The organism is Flavobacterium sp. P3_A6 (genome assembly GCF_056403035.1).
The window spans coordinates 42,297-63,350 of the sequence record NZ_JBFUGG010000021.1; the positions used below are offsets into that span (position 1 = coordinate 42,297).

At 35.0% G+C, this 21,054-nt stretch carries 19 protein-coding genes; 11 read left to right on the forward strand and 8 right to left on the reverse strand.

Annotated features, from left to right (window positions below; all coding sequences use genetic code 11):
• Positions 1 to 10: 10 nt before the first annotated feature.
• The 3 genes from AC1DVP_RS17010 to dapF form a co-directional block, all read right to left on the reverse strand.
• Complete coding sequence (locus AC1DVP_RS17010; protein ID WP_477184682.1) at positions 11 to 544, reverse strand: GNAT family N-acetyltransferase; 534 nt, start codon at positions 542 to 544, stop codon at positions 11 to 13.
• 66 nt (positions 545 to 610) lie between these two features.
• The gene (locus AC1DVP_RS17015; RefSeq protein WP_477184683.1) at positions 611 to 1,285 is read right to left on the reverse strand and encodes an SDR family NAD(P)-dependent oxidoreductase; all 675 of its coding nucleotides are present in this window, start codon (positions 1,283 to 1,285) and stop codon (positions 611 to 613) included.
• 36 nt (positions 1,286 to 1,321) lie between these two features.
• Complete coding sequence (gene dapF / locus AC1DVP_RS17020; RefSeq protein ID WP_477184684.1) at positions 1,322 to 2,104, reverse strand: diaminopimelate epimerase; 783 nt, start codon at positions 2,102 to 2,104, stop codon at positions 1,322 to 1,324.
• Between the two features lie 140 nt (positions 2,105 to 2,244).
• On the opposite strand from dapF, the gene AC1DVP_RS17025 reads away from it, so the two are divergent.
• The 3 genes from AC1DVP_RS17025 (at position 2,245) to AC1DVP_RS17035 (ending at position 5,953) form a co-directional block, all read left to right on the forward strand.
• A complete protein-coding gene (locus AC1DVP_RS17025) occupies positions 2,245 to 3,645 on the forward strand; it encodes a trypsin-like peptidase domain-containing protein (RefSeq protein ID WP_477184685.1) in 1,401 nt (466 codons plus the stop codon).
• 189 nt (positions 3,646 to 3,834) lie between these two features.
• Positions 3,835 to 5,283 (forward strand): glyceraldehyde-3-phosphate dehydrogenase, encoded by a 1,449-nt coding sequence (locus AC1DVP_RS17030; protein WP_477184686.1) that lies wholly within the window; start codon positions 3,835 to 3,837, stop codon positions 5,281 to 5,283.
• 280 nt (positions 5,284 to 5,563) lie between these two features.
• The gene (locus AC1DVP_RS17035; protein WP_477184687.1) at positions 5,564 to 5,953 is read left to right on the forward strand and encodes a DUF1801 domain-containing protein; all 390 of its coding nucleotides are present in this window, start codon (positions 5,564 to 5,566) and stop codon (positions 5,951 to 5,953) included.
• A gap of 52 nt (positions 5,954 to 6,005) precedes the next feature.
• Here the strand turns inward: AC1DVP_RS17035 and AC1DVP_RS17040 are convergent, their stop codons facing one another.
• Complete coding sequence (locus AC1DVP_RS17040) at positions 6,006 to 6,464, reverse strand: Lrp/AsnC family transcriptional regulator (RefSeq protein WP_477184688.1); 459 nt, start codon at positions 6,462 to 6,464, stop codon at positions 6,006 to 6,008.
• Between the two features lie 210 nt (positions 6,465 to 6,674).
• Between AC1DVP_RS17040 and ald the strand changes: the two genes are divergently transcribed.
• The gene (ald, locus tag AC1DVP_RS17045) at positions 6,675 to 7,799 is read left to right on the forward strand and encodes an alanine dehydrogenase (RefSeq protein ID WP_477184689.1); all 1,125 of its coding nucleotides are present in this window, start codon (positions 6,675 to 6,677) and stop codon (positions 7,797 to 7,799) included.
• A gap of 155 nt (positions 7,800 to 7,954) precedes the next feature.
• On the opposite strand, the gene AC1DVP_RS17050 is transcribed toward ald, so the two are convergent.
• Complete coding sequence (locus tag AC1DVP_RS17050) at positions 7,955 to 9,364, reverse strand: APC family permease (RefSeq protein ID WP_477184690.1); 1,410 nt, start codon at positions 9,362 to 9,364, stop codon at positions 7,955 to 7,957.
• Positions 9,365 to 9,941: 577 nt separating this feature from the next.
• Here AC1DVP_RS17050 and AC1DVP_RS17055 point away from each other — a divergent pair.
• Positions 9,942 to 11,123, forward strand: coding sequence for a TIGR03118 family protein (locus AC1DVP_RS17055; RefSeq protein ID WP_477184691.1), 1,182 nt, complete (start codon positions 9,942 to 9,944; stop codon positions 11,121 to 11,123).
• A 103-nt stretch (positions 11,124 to 11,226) separates the two neighbouring features.
• Here AC1DVP_RS17055 and AC1DVP_RS17060 read toward each other — a convergent pair whose 3' ends face one another.
• Together AC1DVP_RS17060 and trhA are read right to left on the reverse strand one after the other, a co-directional pair.
• Positions 11,227 to 12,654, reverse strand: a complete 1,428-nt coding sequence (locus AC1DVP_RS17060; RefSeq protein WP_477184692.1) for a C40 family peptidase — start codon at positions 12,652 to 12,654, stop codon at positions 11,227 to 11,229.
• 194 nt (positions 12,655 to 12,848) lie between these two features.
• Positions 12,849 to 13,481 carry a PAQR family membrane homeostasis protein TrhA gene (trhA, locus tag AC1DVP_RS17065; protein WP_477184693.1) on the reverse strand — a complete coding sequence of 211 codons (633 nt, stop codon included), beginning with the start codon at positions 13,479 to 13,481 and terminating at the stop codon, positions 12,849 to 12,851.
• A gap of 665 nt (positions 13,482 to 14,146) precedes the next feature.
• Between trhA and AC1DVP_RS17070 the strand changes: the two genes are divergently transcribed.
• The 6 genes from AC1DVP_RS17070 to AC1DVP_RS17095 all read left to right on the forward strand — a co-directional run bounded on the left by AC1DVP_RS17070 (position 14,147) and on the right by AC1DVP_RS17095 (position 18,645).
• Positions 14,147 to 14,644, forward strand: a complete 498-nt coding sequence (locus AC1DVP_RS17070; protein ID WP_477184694.1) for a hypothetical protein — start codon at positions 14,147 to 14,149, stop codon at positions 14,642 to 14,644.
• Positions 14,645 to 14,985: 341 nt separating this feature from the next.
• Positions 14,986 to 15,348, forward strand: coding sequence for a hypothetical protein (locus AC1DVP_RS17075; RefSeq protein WP_477184695.1), 363 nt, complete (start codon positions 14,986 to 14,988; stop codon positions 15,346 to 15,348).
• A gap of 151 nt (positions 15,349 to 15,499) precedes the next feature.
• Positions 15,500 to 16,885 (forward strand): hypothetical protein, encoded by a 1,386-nt coding sequence (locus AC1DVP_RS17080; protein WP_477184696.1) that lies wholly within the window; start codon positions 15,500 to 15,502, stop codon positions 16,883 to 16,885.
• 39 nt (positions 16,886 to 16,924) lie between these two features.
• Positions 16,925 to 17,398 carry a HEPN family nuclease gene (locus tag AC1DVP_RS17085; RefSeq protein WP_477184716.1) on the forward strand — a complete coding sequence of 158 codons (474 nt, stop codon included), beginning with the start codon at positions 16,925 to 16,927 and terminating at the stop codon, positions 17,396 to 17,398.
• Positions 17,399 to 17,537: 139 nt separating this feature from the next.
• Entirely contained in the window at positions 17,538 to 17,813 is a 276-nt protein-coding gene (locus AC1DVP_RS17090) for a hypothetical protein (protein WP_477184697.1), read from the forward strand.
• Positions 17,814 to 17,940: 127 nt separating this feature from the next.
• Entirely contained in the window at positions 17,941 to 18,645 is a 705-nt protein-coding gene (locus AC1DVP_RS17095) for a hypothetical protein (protein ID WP_477184698.1), read from the forward strand.
• 138 nt (positions 18,646 to 18,783) lie between these two features.
• Here AC1DVP_RS17095 and AC1DVP_RS17100 read toward each other — a convergent pair whose 3' ends face one another.
• Positions 18,784 to 21,051: an aconitate hydratase gene (locus AC1DVP_RS17100; protein ID WP_477184699.1), complete on the reverse strand. Its 2,268-nt coding sequence runs from the start codon at positions 21,049 to 21,051 to the stop codon at positions 18,784 to 18,786.
• Between the last annotated feature and the right edge of the window lie 3 nt (positions 21,052 to 21,054).

Here is a 21,054-nt window from a genome sequence, read left to right on the forward strand (position 1 = left end):
ATAAAAAAATTTAAAATTGATTATTAATTAATTGAAAAACCGCTTCGTCCTTGTAGATTCCGTTTAGCAAAGTCCAATCTTTCTTTACGCCTATTTTTTGGAAACCAAATTTAGTAAAAAGAGCGATACTTGCCTTATTTTCTGTTCCAATATTTGCATATAATTGATGTAAATTAAGATTATAAAAAGCATACCTAATGAGCAAGTCCAATGCTTCAGATCCAATGTTCTGATTTCTATTCTCTTCGCCCTGAATCACAATCCCAATACCTGCCCTATTATTCTTTGGATCAAAATCAAAAAGATCAATTAACCCCAAAGCCGGAAAATCTTCATCTTGACAAATTGCCAATCTCAGCTGTTTAGCTTCATAAATATCCTGATGTGCATTTTCTAAATACTGCTTCACCAAAAAACGGCTATAGGGCGTTTGGGTATTACTCACCTCCCAAATACTCTGATCATTCTCCATGGCATAAACAAACTCCAAATCATTGGGCTCAAGTGCTCGGAGATAAATAGTCTCACCTTTTAATGTTTTCATTTAGAAAATATAAATTAAAATTATTGAATATAGAGATTGAAGTAATAAAAGTTAGTTTATTTAAAACTACCAAACCATTACCTCTTGCGTTTCGGCATTCCAAAAAGTTCCAGTTGGCAGATCTTTTTCCAATAAAGAAAAAATTCCTTCAGCTGAAAACTCAGGAGTTAATGGTGCAGAATCAGTTGTTAATTTGGTTTTCACCCAACCCGGATGAATCGAAACCACTTTTATCCGATTTGATAATCGTGCCGAGAGCGTCTTCGTGTACATATTCACAGCAGTTTTGGACATTCTGTAGGCTGTAGCATCAGTTTTAGCAGCTCTATCCAAAGTCCCCATAATAGAAGAAATATTAATAATTTGCCCGCCATCGCTTAAGCAGTCCAAAATCGTTTCGGTAAAATTCACCAGCCCGAAAACATTAGTTTCAAAAGTTGCTTTTAAAAAATCCATATTTACGGAAGCAGTATCCAAATCTAGTGCAATTCCAGCATTATTTACTAAAATATCAACTGTTTTAAATTTACTTCTAATTACCGAATTAGCATTAATAATGGATTCCTCTTTTGTAACATCCAGTTCAACTACAAAAATATTTTCTGAATTTATATTCTCAATTTTACCGCTGCGGGAAGTTCCAATAACAAAATACCCTTCTTCTATTAGTTTTTGTGCCAATGCATTTCCAATACCTGAATTCGCACCAGTTATTAAAACTGTTTTTTGATTTTTTGTCATTTATGGTTAAGCCTTTAAATTTAAAATATAGAAATCTTAAACCTCAATCATCCCCTTAAATACAAATTCTGCAGGGCCTTTTAGGAAAACATTTGTAAAACCATTTTCATTTTTATCAAATGAAACGACCAGTTTGCCTCCCTCAACATTTACATTAATGGAAGTGGCTTCGGTTTGACCAGTAGCATTCATAGCTATTGCGACTGCAGTGGCTCCAGTTCCGCAAGCTAATGTTTCATCTTCAACCCCTCTTTCATAGGTACGAAGCCTAAAGGTGGTATCGTCTATTTTTTTTACAAAATTAACGTTACTCCCCGGCTTACCATATAATTCGCCATAACGAATCGATGCACCATTTTCTTTTACATTATAATGTTCCAAATCTTCAACCATTTGCACATGATGAGGTGAACCGGTGTTCAGGAACGAATAATCCTTTTTAATATCTATTGCGGAGACATCAATCATCTGCAATGAAACCAATCCATTATCTTCAAATGAAGCATGATGCAAACCATCTGTCGCAATGAAAGTAGTTTCGTTTTCAATCACTTCCATATCTTTGGCGAAAGCGACCAAACAACGACCTCCATTCCCACACATTGAACTTTGATTTCCATCGGAGTTGTAATACACCATTTTAAAATCAGTTTCCGAGTCGTTTTCTAGCAAAATAAGTCCGTCACCTCCTATCCCAAAACGTCTGTCGCACAAATGGGCAATCAGCTGTGTATTCTCTTTTGGGAAAAATCCAGAACGATTGTCAATCATAACAAAATCGTTTCCAGCACCTTGGTATTTGTAAAATTCTAATTGCATTTTTATTTCCATTTTATCACACAAAAGTACAAACTATTAATGAATTGTTAATCATTGTTAAAGAGCGTTAAACCATATTGTTCGAAAAAAAAATTCTGCTAAATTCGTTATCAAATAACTAAATAAAACATGTTTTTATTATGAAACAAATTTCAAAATTATTCTTGGTATCCTTGTTGAGTGGCGCAACAACCCTTGGCGCATACAAATTATTATTTGACAACAATGGTTATTTTTCGTCCAACAAACATGGTATTACTACTCTTGCTCCTGAATCTTACGGAAGGACAGTTGGTTTAACTCCCGAAAATACCGATTTTACTATTGCGGCAGAAAAAACCATCCACACGGTAGTGCACGTAAAAAATGTATCGGTAAGAACCATTTCAAATCCCATAATGGAATTCTTTTACGGATATGGAGGACAACAACAGCAGGAACAAGTTGGAACCGGATCGGGCGTTATTATTTCTGAAGATGGTTATATTGTGACCAACAATCATGTAGTAAAAGATGCTACCGATATTGAAATCACTTTGAACAATAAGCAAACCTACAAGGCAAAACTCATTGGAACCGATTCAAAAATGGACATTGCCCTGCTAAAAATTAATGCGGATGAAAAACTGCCTTATTCCACATTTGCCAATTCTGATTCGGTTAAGATAGGCGAATGGGTACTGGCCGTAGGAAATCCATACAACCTGACATCAACCGTAACAGCAGGAATTGTTTCGGCCAAAGCAAGAAATCTGGATGCTAGAGGAATTCAGTCTTTCATACAGACTGACGCTGCTGTAAACCCAGGCAACAGCGGAGGCGCATTGGTAAACACCCGTGGAGAATTGATAGGAATCAACACAATGATTTCGTCAATGACAGGTTCTTATGTTGGCTATTCTTTTGCCATTCCTTCCAATAATGCCCGAAAAATAATCGAGGACATAATGGAATTCGGAAATGTACAAAGAGGAATTCTAGGAGTCGAAGGCGGTGAATTAAACAGTACAGCATCCAAAGAACTGGGAGTTGCACAAACACAAGGTTTTTACATTAAGAAAGTATCCAAAAACTCAGGTGCCGAAAAAGCCAAATTGCAAAAAGGAGACATCATCATCAAATTAGACAATCAGGATATTACCACTTTTGCAGATCTTTCGGGTTATGTAAATACCAAAAGACCAAACGATAAAGTACAGGTTACTATCATTAGAGATGGAAAAAATTTAGTTGTGCCTGTTGTATTGAGTAAAAATGAATCTTTTACAACTGAATTCAAAGGGATTGAAGTTGAAAATATTGACGCTGATGACAAAAAGAAATTCAAAATTGATTATGGTGTGAAAATCAAATCCATAAACAATGAAAACTTAGCACAATATAGTGACGAACTTACCGGAAATATCATTTTGAGCATTGATAATGTCAAAGCAACGAATATAGAAACGGTTTCTAAACTTTTGAATAATAAAGACGAAAAACAAAGTACTCGTATCGAAATGATAAATAAAAATGGAGAAGTTATTCGAATAATTATCTAAAACGTTAAAACACGAAACCTAAAGCCGGCTTGCAATTGCATACCGGCTTTTTTTATTCAAAAAAAGATTAAAAAAAGTTACGAAATCGATTGAAATAAGTATTTTTGCACCAAATTTTAAAAATTAATAACAATTAATAATGTTTTTGTTATTTTAAAAAAAACTGGTCTAACAATACAAATTTTCAACATGACTAAAATGGATTTATACGAAAAAGAGGTTTCGTTTCAAGCCGACAGAAGACGTTCAGGTGTAGAATTAATTAAAATCATCAGCGATTTATGGTATGACAAATCCATCGAGCTGGTTTTGTTCCGCAATCAGTTAATAGACCGAAATGTAAGTGAGATTATCAACTTGCACGAATACGCAGCCAAATTTGTAGGCAAGCCAATTTCAGTTTCAGACTCAGTAGAAATTGCCAATGTTATTTTAACTTTAGATTTGCCTCCATCAAAATTAGATATCGGCAAACTGACTTATGAATACCGACTAGAAGACGAAAAATATCCAGATGTAAGGCATTTTGTTTTGCATAAATTAAAAAAAGCTAAATCATCCAAAGAAATTAAGCCTAAAGATGTTGTGCTTTATGGATTTGGCCGTATTGGACGATTATTAGCACGAGAGCTAATGTCCAAAACAGGCAAAGGAGATCAAATGCGCTTGAGAGCCATCGTGACTAGAGATGAAAACGATGCTTCCAGTTTAGAGAAAAGAGCTTCTTTATTGCGTTACGATTCCATACACGGAGATTTTCAAGGATCGGTTGTTGTCGATGCTGCCAACAATGCCTTAATCATCAATGGCACTACCGTTCATATCATCACCGCCAGCACTCCCGAAGAAATCAACTATACTAAATTCGGAATTGAAAACGCCCTTGTCATTGACAACACAGGTGCTTTCACTACCAAAGAAGCCTTGAGCCGTCACTTAGTTTCAAAAGGAACAAGCAAAGTCTTGCTTACTGCTCCTGGAAAAGGAGTTCCAAACATCGTTCATGGAGTCAATCAAAAAGAATATAATCCAGACGAAATAGACATTTTCTCGGCTGCTTCCTGCACTACCAATGCGATTACTCCAATCCTAAAAGCCATTGAAGACACTTTGGGTGTTGTAAAAGGACACTTAGAAACCATTCATGCCTATACCAATGATCAAAATCTGGTCGATAACATGCACAGCAAATACCGCCGCGGAAGAGCAGCGGCACTCAACATGGTCATCACCGAAACAGGTGCAGGCATCGCAGTAGCTAAAGCATTGCCATCATTGGAAGGCAAATTAACTTCCAATGCAATACGCGTCCCAGTTCCAAATGGCTCATTGGTTGTGCTCAATCTGGAAGTAAACACAGTAACTTCAGTAGAAGCCATCAATACCATCATGAAAAAATATGCGCTAGAAGGAGAATTGGTAGAGCAAATCAAATATTCCTTAAATAATGAATTGGTTTCTTCTGATATTGTGGGAACCTCTGCTCCTTCCATTTACGACAGCAACGCAACAATCGTTTCCAAAGACGGAAAAAACATAGTACTTTACATTTGGTACGACAACGAATACGGCTATAGCCACCAAGTGATTCGCCTTGCCAAATACATTGCCAAAGTAAGACGTTTTACGTATTACTAGCATAATATCTTACAGGTTGGGAAATGCTCTTTTAGTTTTAATTTTAGTTTTTTAGATAATAAAATCATCCCAGCCTGAATGCATAAAGCTGCCTCGTTCCAGCAACTTGGCAGTTTTTTTGTATATAATATTTATGTATCTATTCACATAAAAATCAAACTGTGAATACAAAAAAAAACATAACACTCACATTTTGAAATATTTACAGTATTTTTATTAAAATGGAATTACTATTTTTCTTAACTTCGTTTACGTTCCATCTATATTTTACCGACAAAAAATGAACCCAGAAATACAAACATATAACGACAAACAAGCTTCAGCAGACAAAGCAATTTGTGACCTGCTTGCATCGGCAATCAACAGCGAATTAACCGAAGCGGAAAACAAAATTTGGCACGCTATCCCTGTTTGGTTTTTAGATGGCAATCCAATTGTAGGTTACGGAAAACTCAAAGACAGCATACGCCTTTTATTTTGGAGCGGAGAAACTTTTGAAGAAAAAAATCTTCAAAAAGAAGGAAAATTTAAAGCAGCTGATATTCGCTATACTTCGGCTGATCAAATCGATCTGACCGATTTGTCCCGTTGGCTAAAAAAATCAAGAGAAATTCAATGGGATTATAAAAACATAGTAAAGCGCAAAGGACAGCTTGAACGATTAAAATAAAAGATTAGCAAAAAACTTCTCAAAATCTCAAACTTCATTGCATTCAAACCTTTTAAATAGGCAAAACCGTTGTACTCTTCACTTCCGAAATAATAAAAAAACTATTAATCAAAGATACTTCGGGCAAAATAGACAATTTCATTTGGTGAAAATGATGGTAACTTTCCATGTCTGGCAGTACGATTTTGAGCATGTAATCAAAACTTCCCGAAACAAAATTACACTCCACCACTTCAGGCAAACTCAATATTGCCCTATTGAAGCTATCCGAAATATCAAAAGTTTGTTTTACCAAAGTCACCTGACAATAAACAGTGAGGTTTTTCCCTAGCTTTTTTTTATTCAAAATAGAGACATATCGTTCTATAATACCCTCTTTTTCAAGTCGTTTAACACGATCATGAACTGGTGTGAGCGAAAGATTTATTTTATTCGAAATGTCTTTTAAAGTCAAATGAGCATCCTCCTGCAGGAGACGCAATATTTTTCTGTCGTTTTCATCTAAAATCATAACAAAATGCAGTTAAATAAATTTATTTATAACAAATAAATCCGATTAATTTTCTCTTTTGAAATCAAAAATACTTGAAATAAAGAATTATTTTGTGCTAAATTAACAAATAAAAACAATTTTTTCCTATTTTAATTTAGTATGAACAAATTTTTTCTTTATCCCCTAAATTTGTAATTGAATTTAAGTCAATCACTAAATACAACAGTTATGATAATCGGTGTACCAAAAGAAATTAAGAATAACGAAAATCGTGTTGCTCTTACTCCAGCAGGTGTTGAAGAGATGAAAAACAACGGCCATAGCGTTTATGTTCAAGCAACTGCAGGTGAAGGAAGCGGTTTTGCAGATGAAGAATATACTGCAGCCGGTGCTATAATCTTACCAACTATTGAAGAGGTATATAGTATTGCTGATATGATTATCAAAGTAAAAGAGCCGATCGCATCTGAATACAATTTAATCAAGAAAGACCAATTGCTTTTTACTTATTTCCACTTTGCATCATCAGAGCCATTAACTCATGCTATGATTGAACGTCAAGCTATCTGTTTGGCATACGAAACTGTTGAAAAAACAGACCGTAGCTTGCCATTACTTGTTCCAATGTCTGAAGTAGCAGGCCGTATGTCTATTCAAGAAGGTGCAAAATACTTAGAAAAACCATTAAAAGGAAGAGGAATTCTTCTTGGAGGTGTTCCGGGTGTTCCTCCTGCAAAAGTATTAGTACTTGGTGGCGGAATCGTAGGAACTCAAGCCGCAAAAATGGCAGCAGGTTTAGGAGCTCAAGTAACTATCATGGATGTAAGCTTGCCACGTTTACGTCAATTGGATGATATTATGCCAGCCAATGTTACAACTTTAATGTCTAACGACTATAACATCAAAAAAGCAATTTTAGATACTGATTTAATCATTGGCGCTGTATTAATTCCAGGTGCAAAAGCCCCGCATTTAATTAAACGTGATATGCTGAAATTAATGCGTCCGGGAACAGTTCTTGTTGACGTAGCTGTAGATCAAGGTGGCTGTATTGAGACTTGTACTCCAACCACACACGAAAACCCAACATTTATTATTGACGATATCGTACATTACTGCGTGGCAAATATGCCGGGTGCAGTACCATATACTTCTACATTAGCACTTACGAATGCTACTTTGCCTTATGCTGTACAATTGGCAAATAAAGGATGGAAAAAAGCTTGTGCTGAAAACGAAGAATTAAAAAAAGGATTAAATATTGCTAACGGAAAAATTCTTTACAAAGGAGTTGCCGATGCTTGGAACCTTCCTTTTAATGAAGAATTAGTATTAGAAAACGCAGTTTGTTAATATTAAATAAGTGCTTACTACACTAGAAAAACCCGTTTTGTTTATCAAAACGGGTTTTCTGTTTTTATAAACAAAAAAATCCGCCTCGTGAATCGAGACGAATTTTTCCTTAAACTTTTTACAACTGCTCACTAAAAACTGAACACTGAGAACTCCTACTCTTTTGGTTTAGTCAAATAATACACTGGAATCCCTGTAAGCATTATCAATACTCCCCAGCCGCAAGTCGAAAACTTAGTAAGCAATAATCCAATGCAAATTGCAATAGCTACAATAATATATACAAGTGGTAAAAATGGATATCCAAAAGCTTTATATGGTCTCTCCGCTTCCGGCATTTTCTTTCTCAGAATAAAAATCCCGTAAATAGTAAGTATATAAAAAATCAATACGATGATAATTACAAAATCCAACAAATCACCATATTTCCCAGTCAAACATAATGCCGATGCCCAAACACACTGAACCCACAGAGCCCATTCTGGTACGCTGGCATTGTTAAGAGTTGCCGCTTTCTTTAAAAACAAACCATCTTTTGCCATCGTATAATACACTCTCGCTCCCGCCATAATCAATCCGTTATTACAGGCAAAAGTCGAAATCATAATCATCAAGGCAATGATAATGGTTCCCATATCTCCAAAAGTATATTGAGAAGCAACAACCGCAACCCTGTCTGATTTTGCCGTTGCAATTTCCTGCATCGGGATTACAGCTAGGTACATTAAGTTGGTCAAAATATAAATGATCGTCACAATTAATGTTCCTAAGAACAAACTCAAGCCAACATTTCGTTTTGGATTTTTAATTTCTCCTGCAATAAACGTCACTCCAACCCAAGCATCGCTTGAAAACAAAGAACCAACCATTGCAGCAGAGATTCCTGTCAATAGAGCTGTTCCTCCGATAGGCATCCAAGAACCGCTTTCTGTATCAAAAGCTCTAGAACTCCAAGCATCAGTCCAGTTGGAATTCCAAATATCAGCTTTTGCTGCTAATATAAATCCAAAGACAATCAATCCAAACAACGACAAAATTTTAATTATCGTCAAAACCGTCTGAAGAATTTTACTGTTCTTTACTCCACGGCTATTAATATACGTCAATAAGACAATCGTAATTATAGAAACAATTTGAGCCGCATTCAATTTGAATGACCCCAATTCATACAAAACATTCTCATCGCTCAAAGGCGGATATAAATAAGCTGCAAACTTTGAGAATCCAACACCAACAGCAGCAATAGTACCCGTTTGTATTACAGCAAAGAAACTCCAGCCATACAAGAAAGCGATTAATTTATTATAAGCCTCTTTAAGATAAACATATTGTCCTCCGGCATTTGGAAACATTGCGCTCAACTCCCCGTAACTCACGGCGGCTATCATTGTAATCAAACCTGAAATCAGCCATATCAACACTAGCCAACCTGCTGACCCCACTTGCCTGGCAATATCGGCACTCACAATAAATATTCCAGAACCTATCATCGATCCCACAACAAGCATGGTTCCGTCTAGTAATCCGAGTTCTCTTTTAAATTCTCCTGGTTTGTTTTCTTCCATAATTATTGGTTTAGTTTTGGTTGGCTAAAGATATACTTTTTTTATAAACTGACTAATATTGAGAAAAAGATGATATTCTAAAAATCAATAACAATCAACTTAAGAAACAAAACATTTACCAATTAAAACTATTCTGACATAAAATAAACAAAAACATCAAAACACTTCAAATAACTAGTAAACAACTAAAAACAAACAACTTAACCAACAATTTATTGAAATTATTTCGTAAATTTATGTTCCAAAATTTAAAAAAAAACTGGACTGAGCCAAAAACAAACTCAGCCTGAAATTTGCCGTCTCAACGGATGCTATACCGACAATAGCAGAAAACTAAAAGACTCTTGAAAAACCCCAAATCGAGCTTAGTTAACAAAAGAAATTTACATCTTATTATTACAGTTTTCTAATCATTCTTTAAGAAACAAATTGATAAAAGAGTAAAGACTATACACCTTATAATGAAATACAATACGGTTCCATGCACTAATGCTTTATAAAAGGTACACTCCAAAATAAAAATTTTCATTAAAGGATGAGTATCAAAACCATTTATAAACTTTAAAAAAACAATGACATGGAAAACAAACTATCTAAAAGCGATCTCAAAGTAGGTATAAATTCCAAAAACAGAATTTACGCTGCCTTGATTACATTTATGTCGTTTCTAGCATTTTCAGGATGCGAGAATTATGAATCCAATATGGATTCCGAAATAAACACAAATGGTACTGGAAAAAAATTCAAAACCAACATCAATTACACTCAAGTAAATCTAGTCTCAGATGTTGAGGAATACAATGCGCAAATGATTGACCCAAATCTTGTGAATGCGTGGGGTATTGCATTTTCAACTGGTGGTGGTGTATGGGTTTCAGCAGCAGAGACCGGCGTATCTACTATTTATGACCAGAACGGGAACACTCTTCGTCCTCCTGTTACTGTACCGTTTGGAACCGGCTTAGGCAATCCTACAGGGCAAGTTTTCAATTCAACAACTTCCTTTGTCATACCATCGAATGGAAGAGTGAGCCGTTTTATTTTTGTTACCGAAAACGGAACTGTAGCTGCATGGTCTAACGGAAATACTGCCGTAACAGTTGCCGACAGATCGGCAGAAGGAGCTGTTTACAAAGGCGTAGAACTGGTAAGCAACAATGGTGCATGGTTTCTTTATGCAACCGATTTTCACAATGGAAAAGTGGATATGTTCGACCAAAATTTTAATTTCGTCGGAAATAATATGTTTATGGATGCTACAATCCCTGCCGGATTTGCACCGTTTAACATAAAAAAAATCGGAGATAAACTATTTGTTACCTACGCCAAACAACTGGCTCCGAACAATGAAGATGATGAAGCTGGCCCTGGCAACGGTTATGTTAATATTTTCGATACTGGCGGCCAGCTTATTCAACGATTTGCTTCAGAGGGAACTCTTAATTCTCCTTGGGGAATTGAACTTATGAAATTTACCGTTGGATTTGAAACAACTCCAGATTCGCCTCCGTCACAAGTAACAATACTTGTAGGAAATTTTGGAGACGGACGCATTAATGCCTATGACGGCAAAGGAAAATTTATTGGCCAATTCCAAAAAAATGGTTCTCCACTGGAAATTGAAGGGTTATGGCAAATTTCATACCCACCCCAAGGAAACACTGCTTATGAGGCATCTCGCAACAGACTTTATTTCACAGCTGGTCCCGATGACGAAGAGCACGGATTATTTGGATATATTATGGCATCAAAAAAGTAGCTGAAATCATAATATTTGGGAATTTATTACGGTAAAAATTATTATTTCTCTAAAAACAAAAACTCCTAATTTTTCTTAGGAGTTTTATTTTATTTTAAAAAGATTATTTCACAACACGATTTATTTGAGCAAAGTTACGCTCATAATAAGGCTCTTTGGTAGAAGAAATAATAACTCCTGAATGTGTTGAAGAATGAATAAATTTTATTTCATCTTCAGTAACTTCTATAACCATTCCGACATGATTAATATGGTGCCTTCCATTCGTTTTAAAGAAAATCAAATCTCCTTTTTGTGCCTTCACATCATCAATTTTTTCACCAATAGCAGATTGTTCAATAGATGACCTTGGCAATTTTATGTCAAATGCGCCAAAAGTAGAATACATAAAACCCGAACAGTCGAATCCGGCAGTTGTAGTACCGCCACTTCTGTATCTGGTTCCTATTTTGTCTGATGCTGATTGGATTATCAGATTAATCAAATCCACATTTGCAATACTTAATGATGAATTTAGGGTATCCTTAGGTTTTATAGTTTGAGATTCTGCAATTTCTACTTTACGCGGCTGTATCAGCGTATTATTTGGTATTTGAATACTCAGCTTTGAACCGACCTGTAATTTTTGCTCAATGACTGGATTTTGCTTTTCTAAATCGGCAACAGTAATGCCATACTTCTTGGCAATTCCGTATTTAGTTTCTTTGGGTAAAACCTCATGAATAATTTCAGAAGTCGAAATTGAAGAATCTATATTATCCGTTTTCTCCTTATTTGTGTTTTCGGTAACAATAGCAGGAATAGTCTCTCTATTTTTAGAAACTGCAATTGAAATTTCTTTTGTTTCTGACTTTATTTCTTCAGCAACAATTTCAATTTCAGGTTTCTTTCCATTACTTGGAATTGTAATCGTCTGTCCAATACTCAATCCCTTCTTTCCAATTTGAGGATTGGCCTTCTGTAATTCTTTTAACGAAATACCATACATCTTCGCAATAACATACAAAGACTCTTTAGATTTCACTTGATGTGACAAAGGAATTGCCTGCTCTGCAGCTGTCTCAACAATCTCTTGATTCTTTGAATTGGATAAATCTGCTATTTCTTTTTGGGTCAGGCTCGAAAGGATAACAATTGTCTGACCAATTTTCAATCCTTCCGATTCTAATTTAGGATTTGCTTTATAGAGTAACTCAGCAGTAGTTTTGAATTGTTTTGTAATTCCGTAGAGTGTTTCTTTGGGTAATACTTGGTGACCGATTTCTGTTGTCTTTTCAGAATCAACAGTTACTAAATCATTCATTTTTTTTGATTCAGAATTTGGAATCAGCAAAACCTGATTAAGCTGTAATGTTTTTTTTGCTTTAGGATTTAGTTTGTAAATAGATGCAATTGAAACATTGTACTTTTGGGCAATACTAGAAATTGTTTCCCCTTTTACTATGCTGTGTTTGATATTATTATCTTGCGAAAAAACACTGATACTGCATAAAAAAAGTGTTAAAATAATTAATCTGTAATACTTCATCATTTTTTATTTATTCCTCATTTTTTAACAATACACGCATTTTTATGAGGGGGTTATTGTATTTGCGAGTTTGTGTTTCAAAAAAAATTTTGAAGAATTACAAATATAGTTTATTAAAGCAGAAATCAAAACTAAAATTCTTAAGAAAATAAAAATTTCATCCCTTTCATCGTTAATATTAACCTTTTATTATAGATTCACAAACTTTCCAGAATCGCCAAATAATGAAATACTGTTCCCAAAAGCACAAAGAAATGCCAAATAGTATGAAAGTAATTTCTATCTCCTCTTATATAAAAATAAACTCCAACTGTATAACTCAATCCGCCAGCAAGAATCCACAAAAATACTGACAAAGGAATAACTCCCAACAAAGGCTTTATCACAAAAACGATCATCCAGCCCATCAATAAATAAAACACAACTGAAACAATCTTAAATCGATTAACGTAAAAAATCTTCAAAAAAGTACCCACCAAAACTATTAACCACATTATACCAAGAAAAACTAAAGCTGTTTCTTTTTTTAAATAAATAACCATCAATGGCGAGTAAGTCCCCGCAATGAGGTAATAGATACTAATGTGATCTGCAATTTTAAACAATTGCTTTGTTTTCTCTTTTTGCGCCAAATGATACAAGGATGAAAACGAATACACTAACAACATTCCTATTCCAAAAATAATAACGGATGATTCAGTAATTAAATTGTGCCGTTCGGATGCTTTCGCAATGAGAAAGGGCATTCCAATTAAACAAAAAAGCACTCCCATTATATGTGAAATTCCATTTGCTAATTCTTCATTGCGGGTTTGGATTCTTCCTTTCATTTACATTCTGATTTAATAATTTTTATTTCATTAAAGATACGGTTTCATCATTTGATTTAGACCATACATAGGCATAAGCTTTTTAAAATTCTGTTCCGTTTACACCATACATTTTTTTATAGTAAGATACATTTTCCGAGCTTCTTGTCAGGGCATTCGCTTTTAGAAAATAAATATTACTTTGCCATCTGCCGAACAATTCAATTAGCCACAGATCTTACGGATAAAACAGATTAAAACGAATTTTTTCAATAAATCTGCTAAAAATTTAGTTGTAATCTGTGTGAAATCCGTTCAATCTGTGTCATCCGTGTGCCATTTTTACATTTTGATAACTATTGTATTTAAAAATTTAAAAACGAATGCCCTGGCTTTTGGTAAAAATCTCTCCTCTGCTATTGTATATGAAATAAACTCTCGCAAAGCTGCAGACACGCAAAGGTTAGGGCTGTTTTCTTTGCGCCTTTGCGTCTTTGCAAGAATTTGACTTGCAACCCCAACTACAATGATAAAAACCCCACAACTTTAAAATAACATAGTAGCSCTTTACTTATATTTTTAACAAAATACAGAAATAAAGAAAGAAAAAAGCTATGCAAAAAAGCAGGAATAGTTTAGCTTTGGTTTGCAATCTATTATTGCAACAACCATTAAAACAACCATTTATGTCAAATTTGCTTAACAATCGCGTAAACGCAACTGCTACGGCAGCACAGGTAACGGCAGTCAAAGCCGCTTTCCAAACTATTCTAACCAATCTTCCTTTTCTTGTGGGTTTAACTGCCGATGAGAGAAAATCATTAAATTCTATTGATGTAAGCAACAAGGCGTTTACCGAAGATGCCATTAATGCGGCGGTAAACAACCCCACGCTTGTTCCGTCCTATCTTTCGGTGGCGAATATGCAAAGTGATTTAACGCTTTTTATCCAGCTGGATGAAATCTCGGGATTGGCAAACCAGCTTTGTGAGCGCATTGAAGACACTAAAATGCTGGCAGGAAGTGAGGCCTACAATGTGGCACTCGCGCTGTACAAAACCTTTGGTTCGGCAGCCGATGCCGGAGTTCAGGGTGCCGACAGCATAGTCGATCAGCTCAAAAAACGTTTCCCAAGCAATAGCAGTACAGGAACAATTGCAGCACCTCCTGCACCCGTGCAATAACAGCCGTTGCCATGCTAAACTGGCCCCATTATGCTATGGGGCTTTTTTTACCGAAATAGTGAATCAAAAAAAGACCTATACAGGATGTTTTATAGTACCAATAGGGGTGTTTTAGGGTAACAGTACACCCATAAAAACACCCTTAACCTCCTACAAATAAGGTGCAAACATACCTCCTTTAGGGAGTATATCCCCTCTTTTAAGGTAGTAACACCCCTGCTTTATAGTACCCATATACCCCATAAATAGCAGTATAGGTACTGCTTTTAGGTAGTATAGGGGTGCATAATGGGAAGCGTTGTCACTTTTATTGGGTATAAACTATTTAAAAAAAGACTATTATGACAGACAACAATAAAAAACACAGCCTCGACAGGGGCGATCAGTACCCGCAGGTGGGGAATTTTATCAATTACCACATTTCACAGCAGCTTGTAACCAAAGCAGATGTAGCCAGAGCACTGAACATACGCCCCAAAGGGCTGACAGCCTATTGCAAAAGAGATACGCTGCAGTTTGCCGTTTTATGGAAACTAAGCCTGGCATTGAAACACAATTTTATCGCTCAATTGGGCGAATACCTGCCCTATCGTTTTGAAACCATTCGCGAAAAAGCCCTAAAAGAAGAACTTGCCCAGAAAGAGGCCATCATACAAAAAATGGAAATCCAGATGGAGACCCTACGGGAATTGATTAAAAAATAATAACGAATTGAAATCGTGAGAAAATCAACTATATTTGGTTTTATAAAAAGTGTGTATTATATCACATTTATACACTCGCTTTTGGGTGGATATGTATGGTTGAGTCACGCATATATACTAGTTAGTTGCAAGCTGAAAACACAAACTGCAAATGATAAAAATTTATTTCGATTGGAACGTATTATCGCAAATAAAAAATGGCGACCATAAAGAGGTACGAGAAATAATTTTTGATAATGAAAAACTATTCATTCCTTTTTCTACATCTCATATTGGAGATATATTTTCTAGCTTCAAAGAAACTGACTCACAAAGAGATTATATAGAATCAGATTTAAACTTTATTTCCGAGTTGTCTAAAGACAAGTGTTTAATGAACACAGGAAAAGATGTTGTGCTTGATTTTTACCCGCCTAAAGAACTTTTTGAACAAAGAGTTGAGGAAAAAGACCTTTTTAATGATATAAGTCTTGATGGATTAATGAACATTTTTGAACAAGATAACCTAACAAAAAGTATTGGAAAATCGCTTGTAAATCTGCTTAAATCAATACCTCTCGAAGAATCATTCAAGCAAGCATTTGAAAATCCAGAAAGTGCTGAACAAATGGACAAAATGTTTCCAGGACTTAAAGAAAATCTGATAATGGAAGGATTTTTTAAGAGTTTTAGTAAAATGAACTTAAACCTTAACGAATCTGACGGTTATCAAGAATTAAGAAAAACTGTTCAAGGAGGAATGGGAATTAATAGAGATAAGATTTTTGACTCAGATGACCCATATAAAATAATTGACGGGAAATATAAAAAAATTGGTACTAGCCCAAATCAATTTATAGACAATTCAAAAAATGCACCCGAATGGTTTAATAAAATCACAAATGAATATCTTTTACTTGATATGCACGGCTATCAAGAAGACAAAGTGAACATAAAAAAGGGAAGAAAAGAAACATTTAAAAATACAACTGAAGATGCATTTCACGCTGCATTTGCTTCTACGTGTAATTTCTACGTTATAAATGACAATAAATCATACAAGAAAACTAAATTAATTTATGAAAAACTCGGAATTAATACAATAGTTTTCAAACCATCTGAATTCGTAGAATACTATCAAAAATATCTTGATATAAAAGATGCTATTTTAAATTTCAAAATACCATTCGAAATAATCAAAACGGGTAAATTCTATGAAGAAGTAATGGAAACAGCAATTTTAAGAACTTATTATGTTCCATTCTTTTTCTTTAGTTTTTTTAATAAAATTATGATTTTAATCCCTAATAATGATAGTGAAACACTTTTTCTTTTAAGTCAAAATGGCTCAAGTAATCATAGAGTTTACTCAATGGAAATTCAGCATTTATATAAACAATTATGTGAAATACTTGGAGATGATATTGAGAACTTGGGACAGATTAAAGATGAAGAATTTAAAGAAAAAGAATGGATTGGGAGAAAATGGATATTAGATGAAATTACTTTTCGATTAACAAGACCTAACGGTCATTTTCAATTATATTTTGACCAATAAAATTACAATTATGGGAATTCCAAATGGCGCAATTACGATATAGAGTTAATTCGCAGAACAAAAGAATTAATTCAATCATATAAAGGTAAATACAACCTGACACTTTTAATGAATGGAATTTTGAGTTTAATTGTCTTGCCGCAACAACACAATGCAAGAGTAAGAAAACTTAATTTTATGAATAAGGATTTAAATGATATTCCAGAAATCCAATTTGTATTGAATTCACCAAATTTTTATTTTGACAGACGTGGAAAAAATAATGACTTGAAGAATCTATTAACCCGAATCAGAAATGGAATCGCTCATCAAAGAATAGAATCGATTAGTGAGGACAATAAATGGAAAGGAGTAATCATACAAGACGGTCAAAATGGTAATATTGGACTAAATCTCGAACTTAAAACCTCTGAATTAAGAAAATTTGCATTCTATATTGCAGATGAGTACTTAAAGGAACTGAATAAAAAGCCAGTAGCTAACGGCTACAACGGATTTGGGCAATTGGCTTAATGGAAAATTGGTTTTGTATTCGGATGATTTGGCAAATCCAAAAATAGGCTTAATTTAGTCCCAAACTCGTTGTAGTACCAGAACATTGTGTGCTATTTTACCACAACCGTAAACTAAACTGACAATAAATCAATAAAATATGGACAATTTTACTCCTATAGATATTCAAAAAGGTTTTTTTTTTCCAATCTGTAATTCAGAAGAAATTGAACGTGTTTTTAATGTGAAAACTGCTGAAGATCATTTATTAAAAATTCGTGCTGAAACTATTGTTGACCATATGCGATTATTCCGAGTTTACAGAAATAAAGCTATTGCAGATGAAAAAAATTGGTCACTAGAAAAATCATTTTTGAGTTATCATTTTGTAAATTTTAAACGTAGTCTAGATGAGGATTTAAAAAAAAAAATGTGATGAAATTACATATGGCAATATATTTTCAAATGAACCTAACGGATTTATTTTTAAAACTGAATATGGTATCATAACAACATTAAGCGATTCCTTAAGGTACTTTTTTGAGTTTATGAACTTGGGATTAATGGATTTTGGAAATAGAGTTCCCATGCATGTAAGATTGAATTCTATCAAAATTGCTTTAAGAGTAATGCTTCAAACAGAAGCTTTAGACTTTTTAATGGATCCAAGAGGAATTATACCTAAAGATATTCAAAAACGAATATATAGTACTGTCCCTTTCCAAATGCAATTCATTGCAGGTCATGAATATTCTCATTATATACTCAATCATATAAGTGATAACAAAACAACGGAAAGACATATTTTAAAAGCAATATTCTCATCTCAAGATGATTACAAACCCATAAAAATATATAGTACATCACAAAAAGATGAATTTGATGCTGACGTAGCTTCTTTAAATCTACCCAAGTATAGTACAATAGAAAAAAAAATAGTTTTTGAATCTGCTTTACTATGGTTTGCTTGTCTAGATTTATATGAAGCAGTTCATAATTATATTTTCCCTCCAATTGGTTATCAAACTCATCCGCCAGCAAGGGACAGATATTTAAATCTTTTAGACAAAGTAAAAATTGAATGGGAGTTTAATTCTAATTATTGGGTAAAAGAAATACCTAAAATGATTGACTCCTATAAAGAAATATTTATAGAAGATGTTAGCTATAACATTGAGCACTATGAATTTTATGGTTCAATGTATTTGGACAAACCAAATACAAAATGGAGAGGTAAGGAATTAATTGATAGAGTAGATTATTACTAAAAAAACAGCACTCAACAGCTACAACGGATTTGGGCAATTGGTTTAATGGGAAGTTGATTTTGTATTTGGGATGATTTGGTACCTAAAAAAAACTCTCAAGTTTCCTTGAGAGTTTTTTTTAGGTAAATTTTTAAAAGCTTATGAATTAGCTTCAGCAGCGATCAAGTTCAACGCAGAACCTGCAACAAACCAACCTATTTGACTTGCGTTATAAGTATGGCTAGCCAAAATAACATCTTTGCTTCCATCAGCGTGAACGAATTCTAAAGTTAACGGCTTTCCTGGAGCAAAATCAACTAAATCAATGAAATTAATAGTATCATCTTCTTGAATTTTGTCATAATCAGCTTCGTTAGCAAATGTTAATCCCAACAATCCTTGTTTTTTAAGGTTCGTCTCGTGGATACGGGCAAATGATTTAACCAATACAGCTTTTACACCCAAGAAACGAGGTTCCATAGCGGCATGCTCTCGAGAAGATCCTTCACCATAATTATGATCTCCAACAACAACAGAAGGAATGCCAGCAGCTTTGTAGGCACGTGCCACAGCTGGAACCGCATCATACTCGCCCGTTAGCTGATTTTTAACAGAATTTGCGGTTTGGTTGAATGCATTGACAGCACCAATCAGCATATTATTTGAGATATTATCTAAATGTCCGCGAAAACGCAGCCACGGTCCAGCCATAGAAATGTGATCTGTTGTACATTTTCCAAAAGCCTTAATTAATAATTTGGCTCCTGAAATATTTTTACCGTCCCAAGCGTCAAACGGTGCCAATAATTGCAAACGATCTGAAGTTTCGCTTACCGCAATCTTAACACCTGATCCGTCTTCGACCGGCGCTTGAAAACCTGCGTCTTCCACATCAAAACCTCTTTTTGGTAATTCATCACCAAATGGCGCAGTCAATTTTACTGCTTCTCCATTATCGGTCAACAAAGTGTCGGTCAACGGATTGAAATCCAATCTTCCTGAAATAGCCAATGCAGCAACCATTTCCGGCGAAGTTACAAAAGCATGTGTGTTTGGGTTACCATCGTTTCTCTTAGAGAAGTTACGGTTGAATGAATGCACGATGGTGTTTTTCTCGCTTTTATCAGCACCCGCTCTATCCCATTGTCCGATACATGGTCCACAAGCATTGGTAAATACTTTGGTTCCCATTTTTTCGAAAGTAGCGATAATGCCGTCTCTTTCAATAGTGTACCGAATTTGCTCAGAACCAGGATTGATTCCGAACTCTGCTTTTGGAGTGATTCCGTGCTCAACAGCTTGGTTTACGATTGAGGCAGCCCGAGCCATATCTTCGTAAGAAGAGTTAGTGCAAGAACCGATTAATCCCCATTCTATTTTTATTGGCCATCCGTTTGCAGCAGCTTCAGCTTTCATTTTAGAAACTGGAGTTCCGCGGTCTGGCGTAAAAGGCCCGTTGATGTGTGGCTCTAATTCTGATAAATTAATTTCGATAAGCTGGTCAAAATATTGTTCTGGATTAGCATATACTTCTGGATCAGCAGTTAAGTAAGAAGCTACTTTATCGGCAGCATCAACAACATCCTGACGATCTGTAGCCGCTAAATATCTACGCATAGAATCATCATAGCCAAATGTAGATGTTGTAGCGCCAATTTCGGCCCCCATATTGCAGATAGTTCCTTTTCCTGTACAAGACATATTTAAGGCTCCTTCACCAAAATATTCAACAATAGCACCAGTTCCTCCTTTTACGGTAAGGATATCGGCTACTTTTAGAATAACATCTTTTGGAGCTGTCCAACCTGATAATTTTCCAGTTAATTTTACTCCAATTAATTTAGGAAATTTCAATTCCCAAGACATTCCAGACATTACGTCCACAGCATCGGCACCACCAACACCGATGGCCAGCATTCCCAATCCCCCTGCATTTACAGTATGTGAATCGGTACCAATCATCATTCCTCCGGGGAAAGCGTAGTTTTCTAAAACAATTTGGTGAATAATTCCTGATCCCGGTTTCCAGAAACCAATTCCATATTTATTTGAAACTGATGATAAGAAATCAAAAACTTCTTTAGATTGCGTATTTGCAACCGCTAAATCTGTAGAAGCACCAACTTTGGCCTGGATCAAGTGATCGCAGTGAACCGTTGTAGGAACTGCAGCCTTTGATTTACCAGCATGCATAAACTGCAACAATGCCATTTGAGCTGTTGCATCTTGGCAAGCAACTCTGTCCGGAGCAAAGTCAACATAATCAACTCCTCTTCCGTATGCTTGCTTAGCAACACCATCCCAAAGATGACTGTATAAAATTTTCTCCGTTAAAGTAAGTGGACGGCCAACTACCTCACGTGCTGCATCAACACGAGCTGTCATGTTGCTGTACACTTTTTTAATCATTTCAATATCAAAAGCCATAAT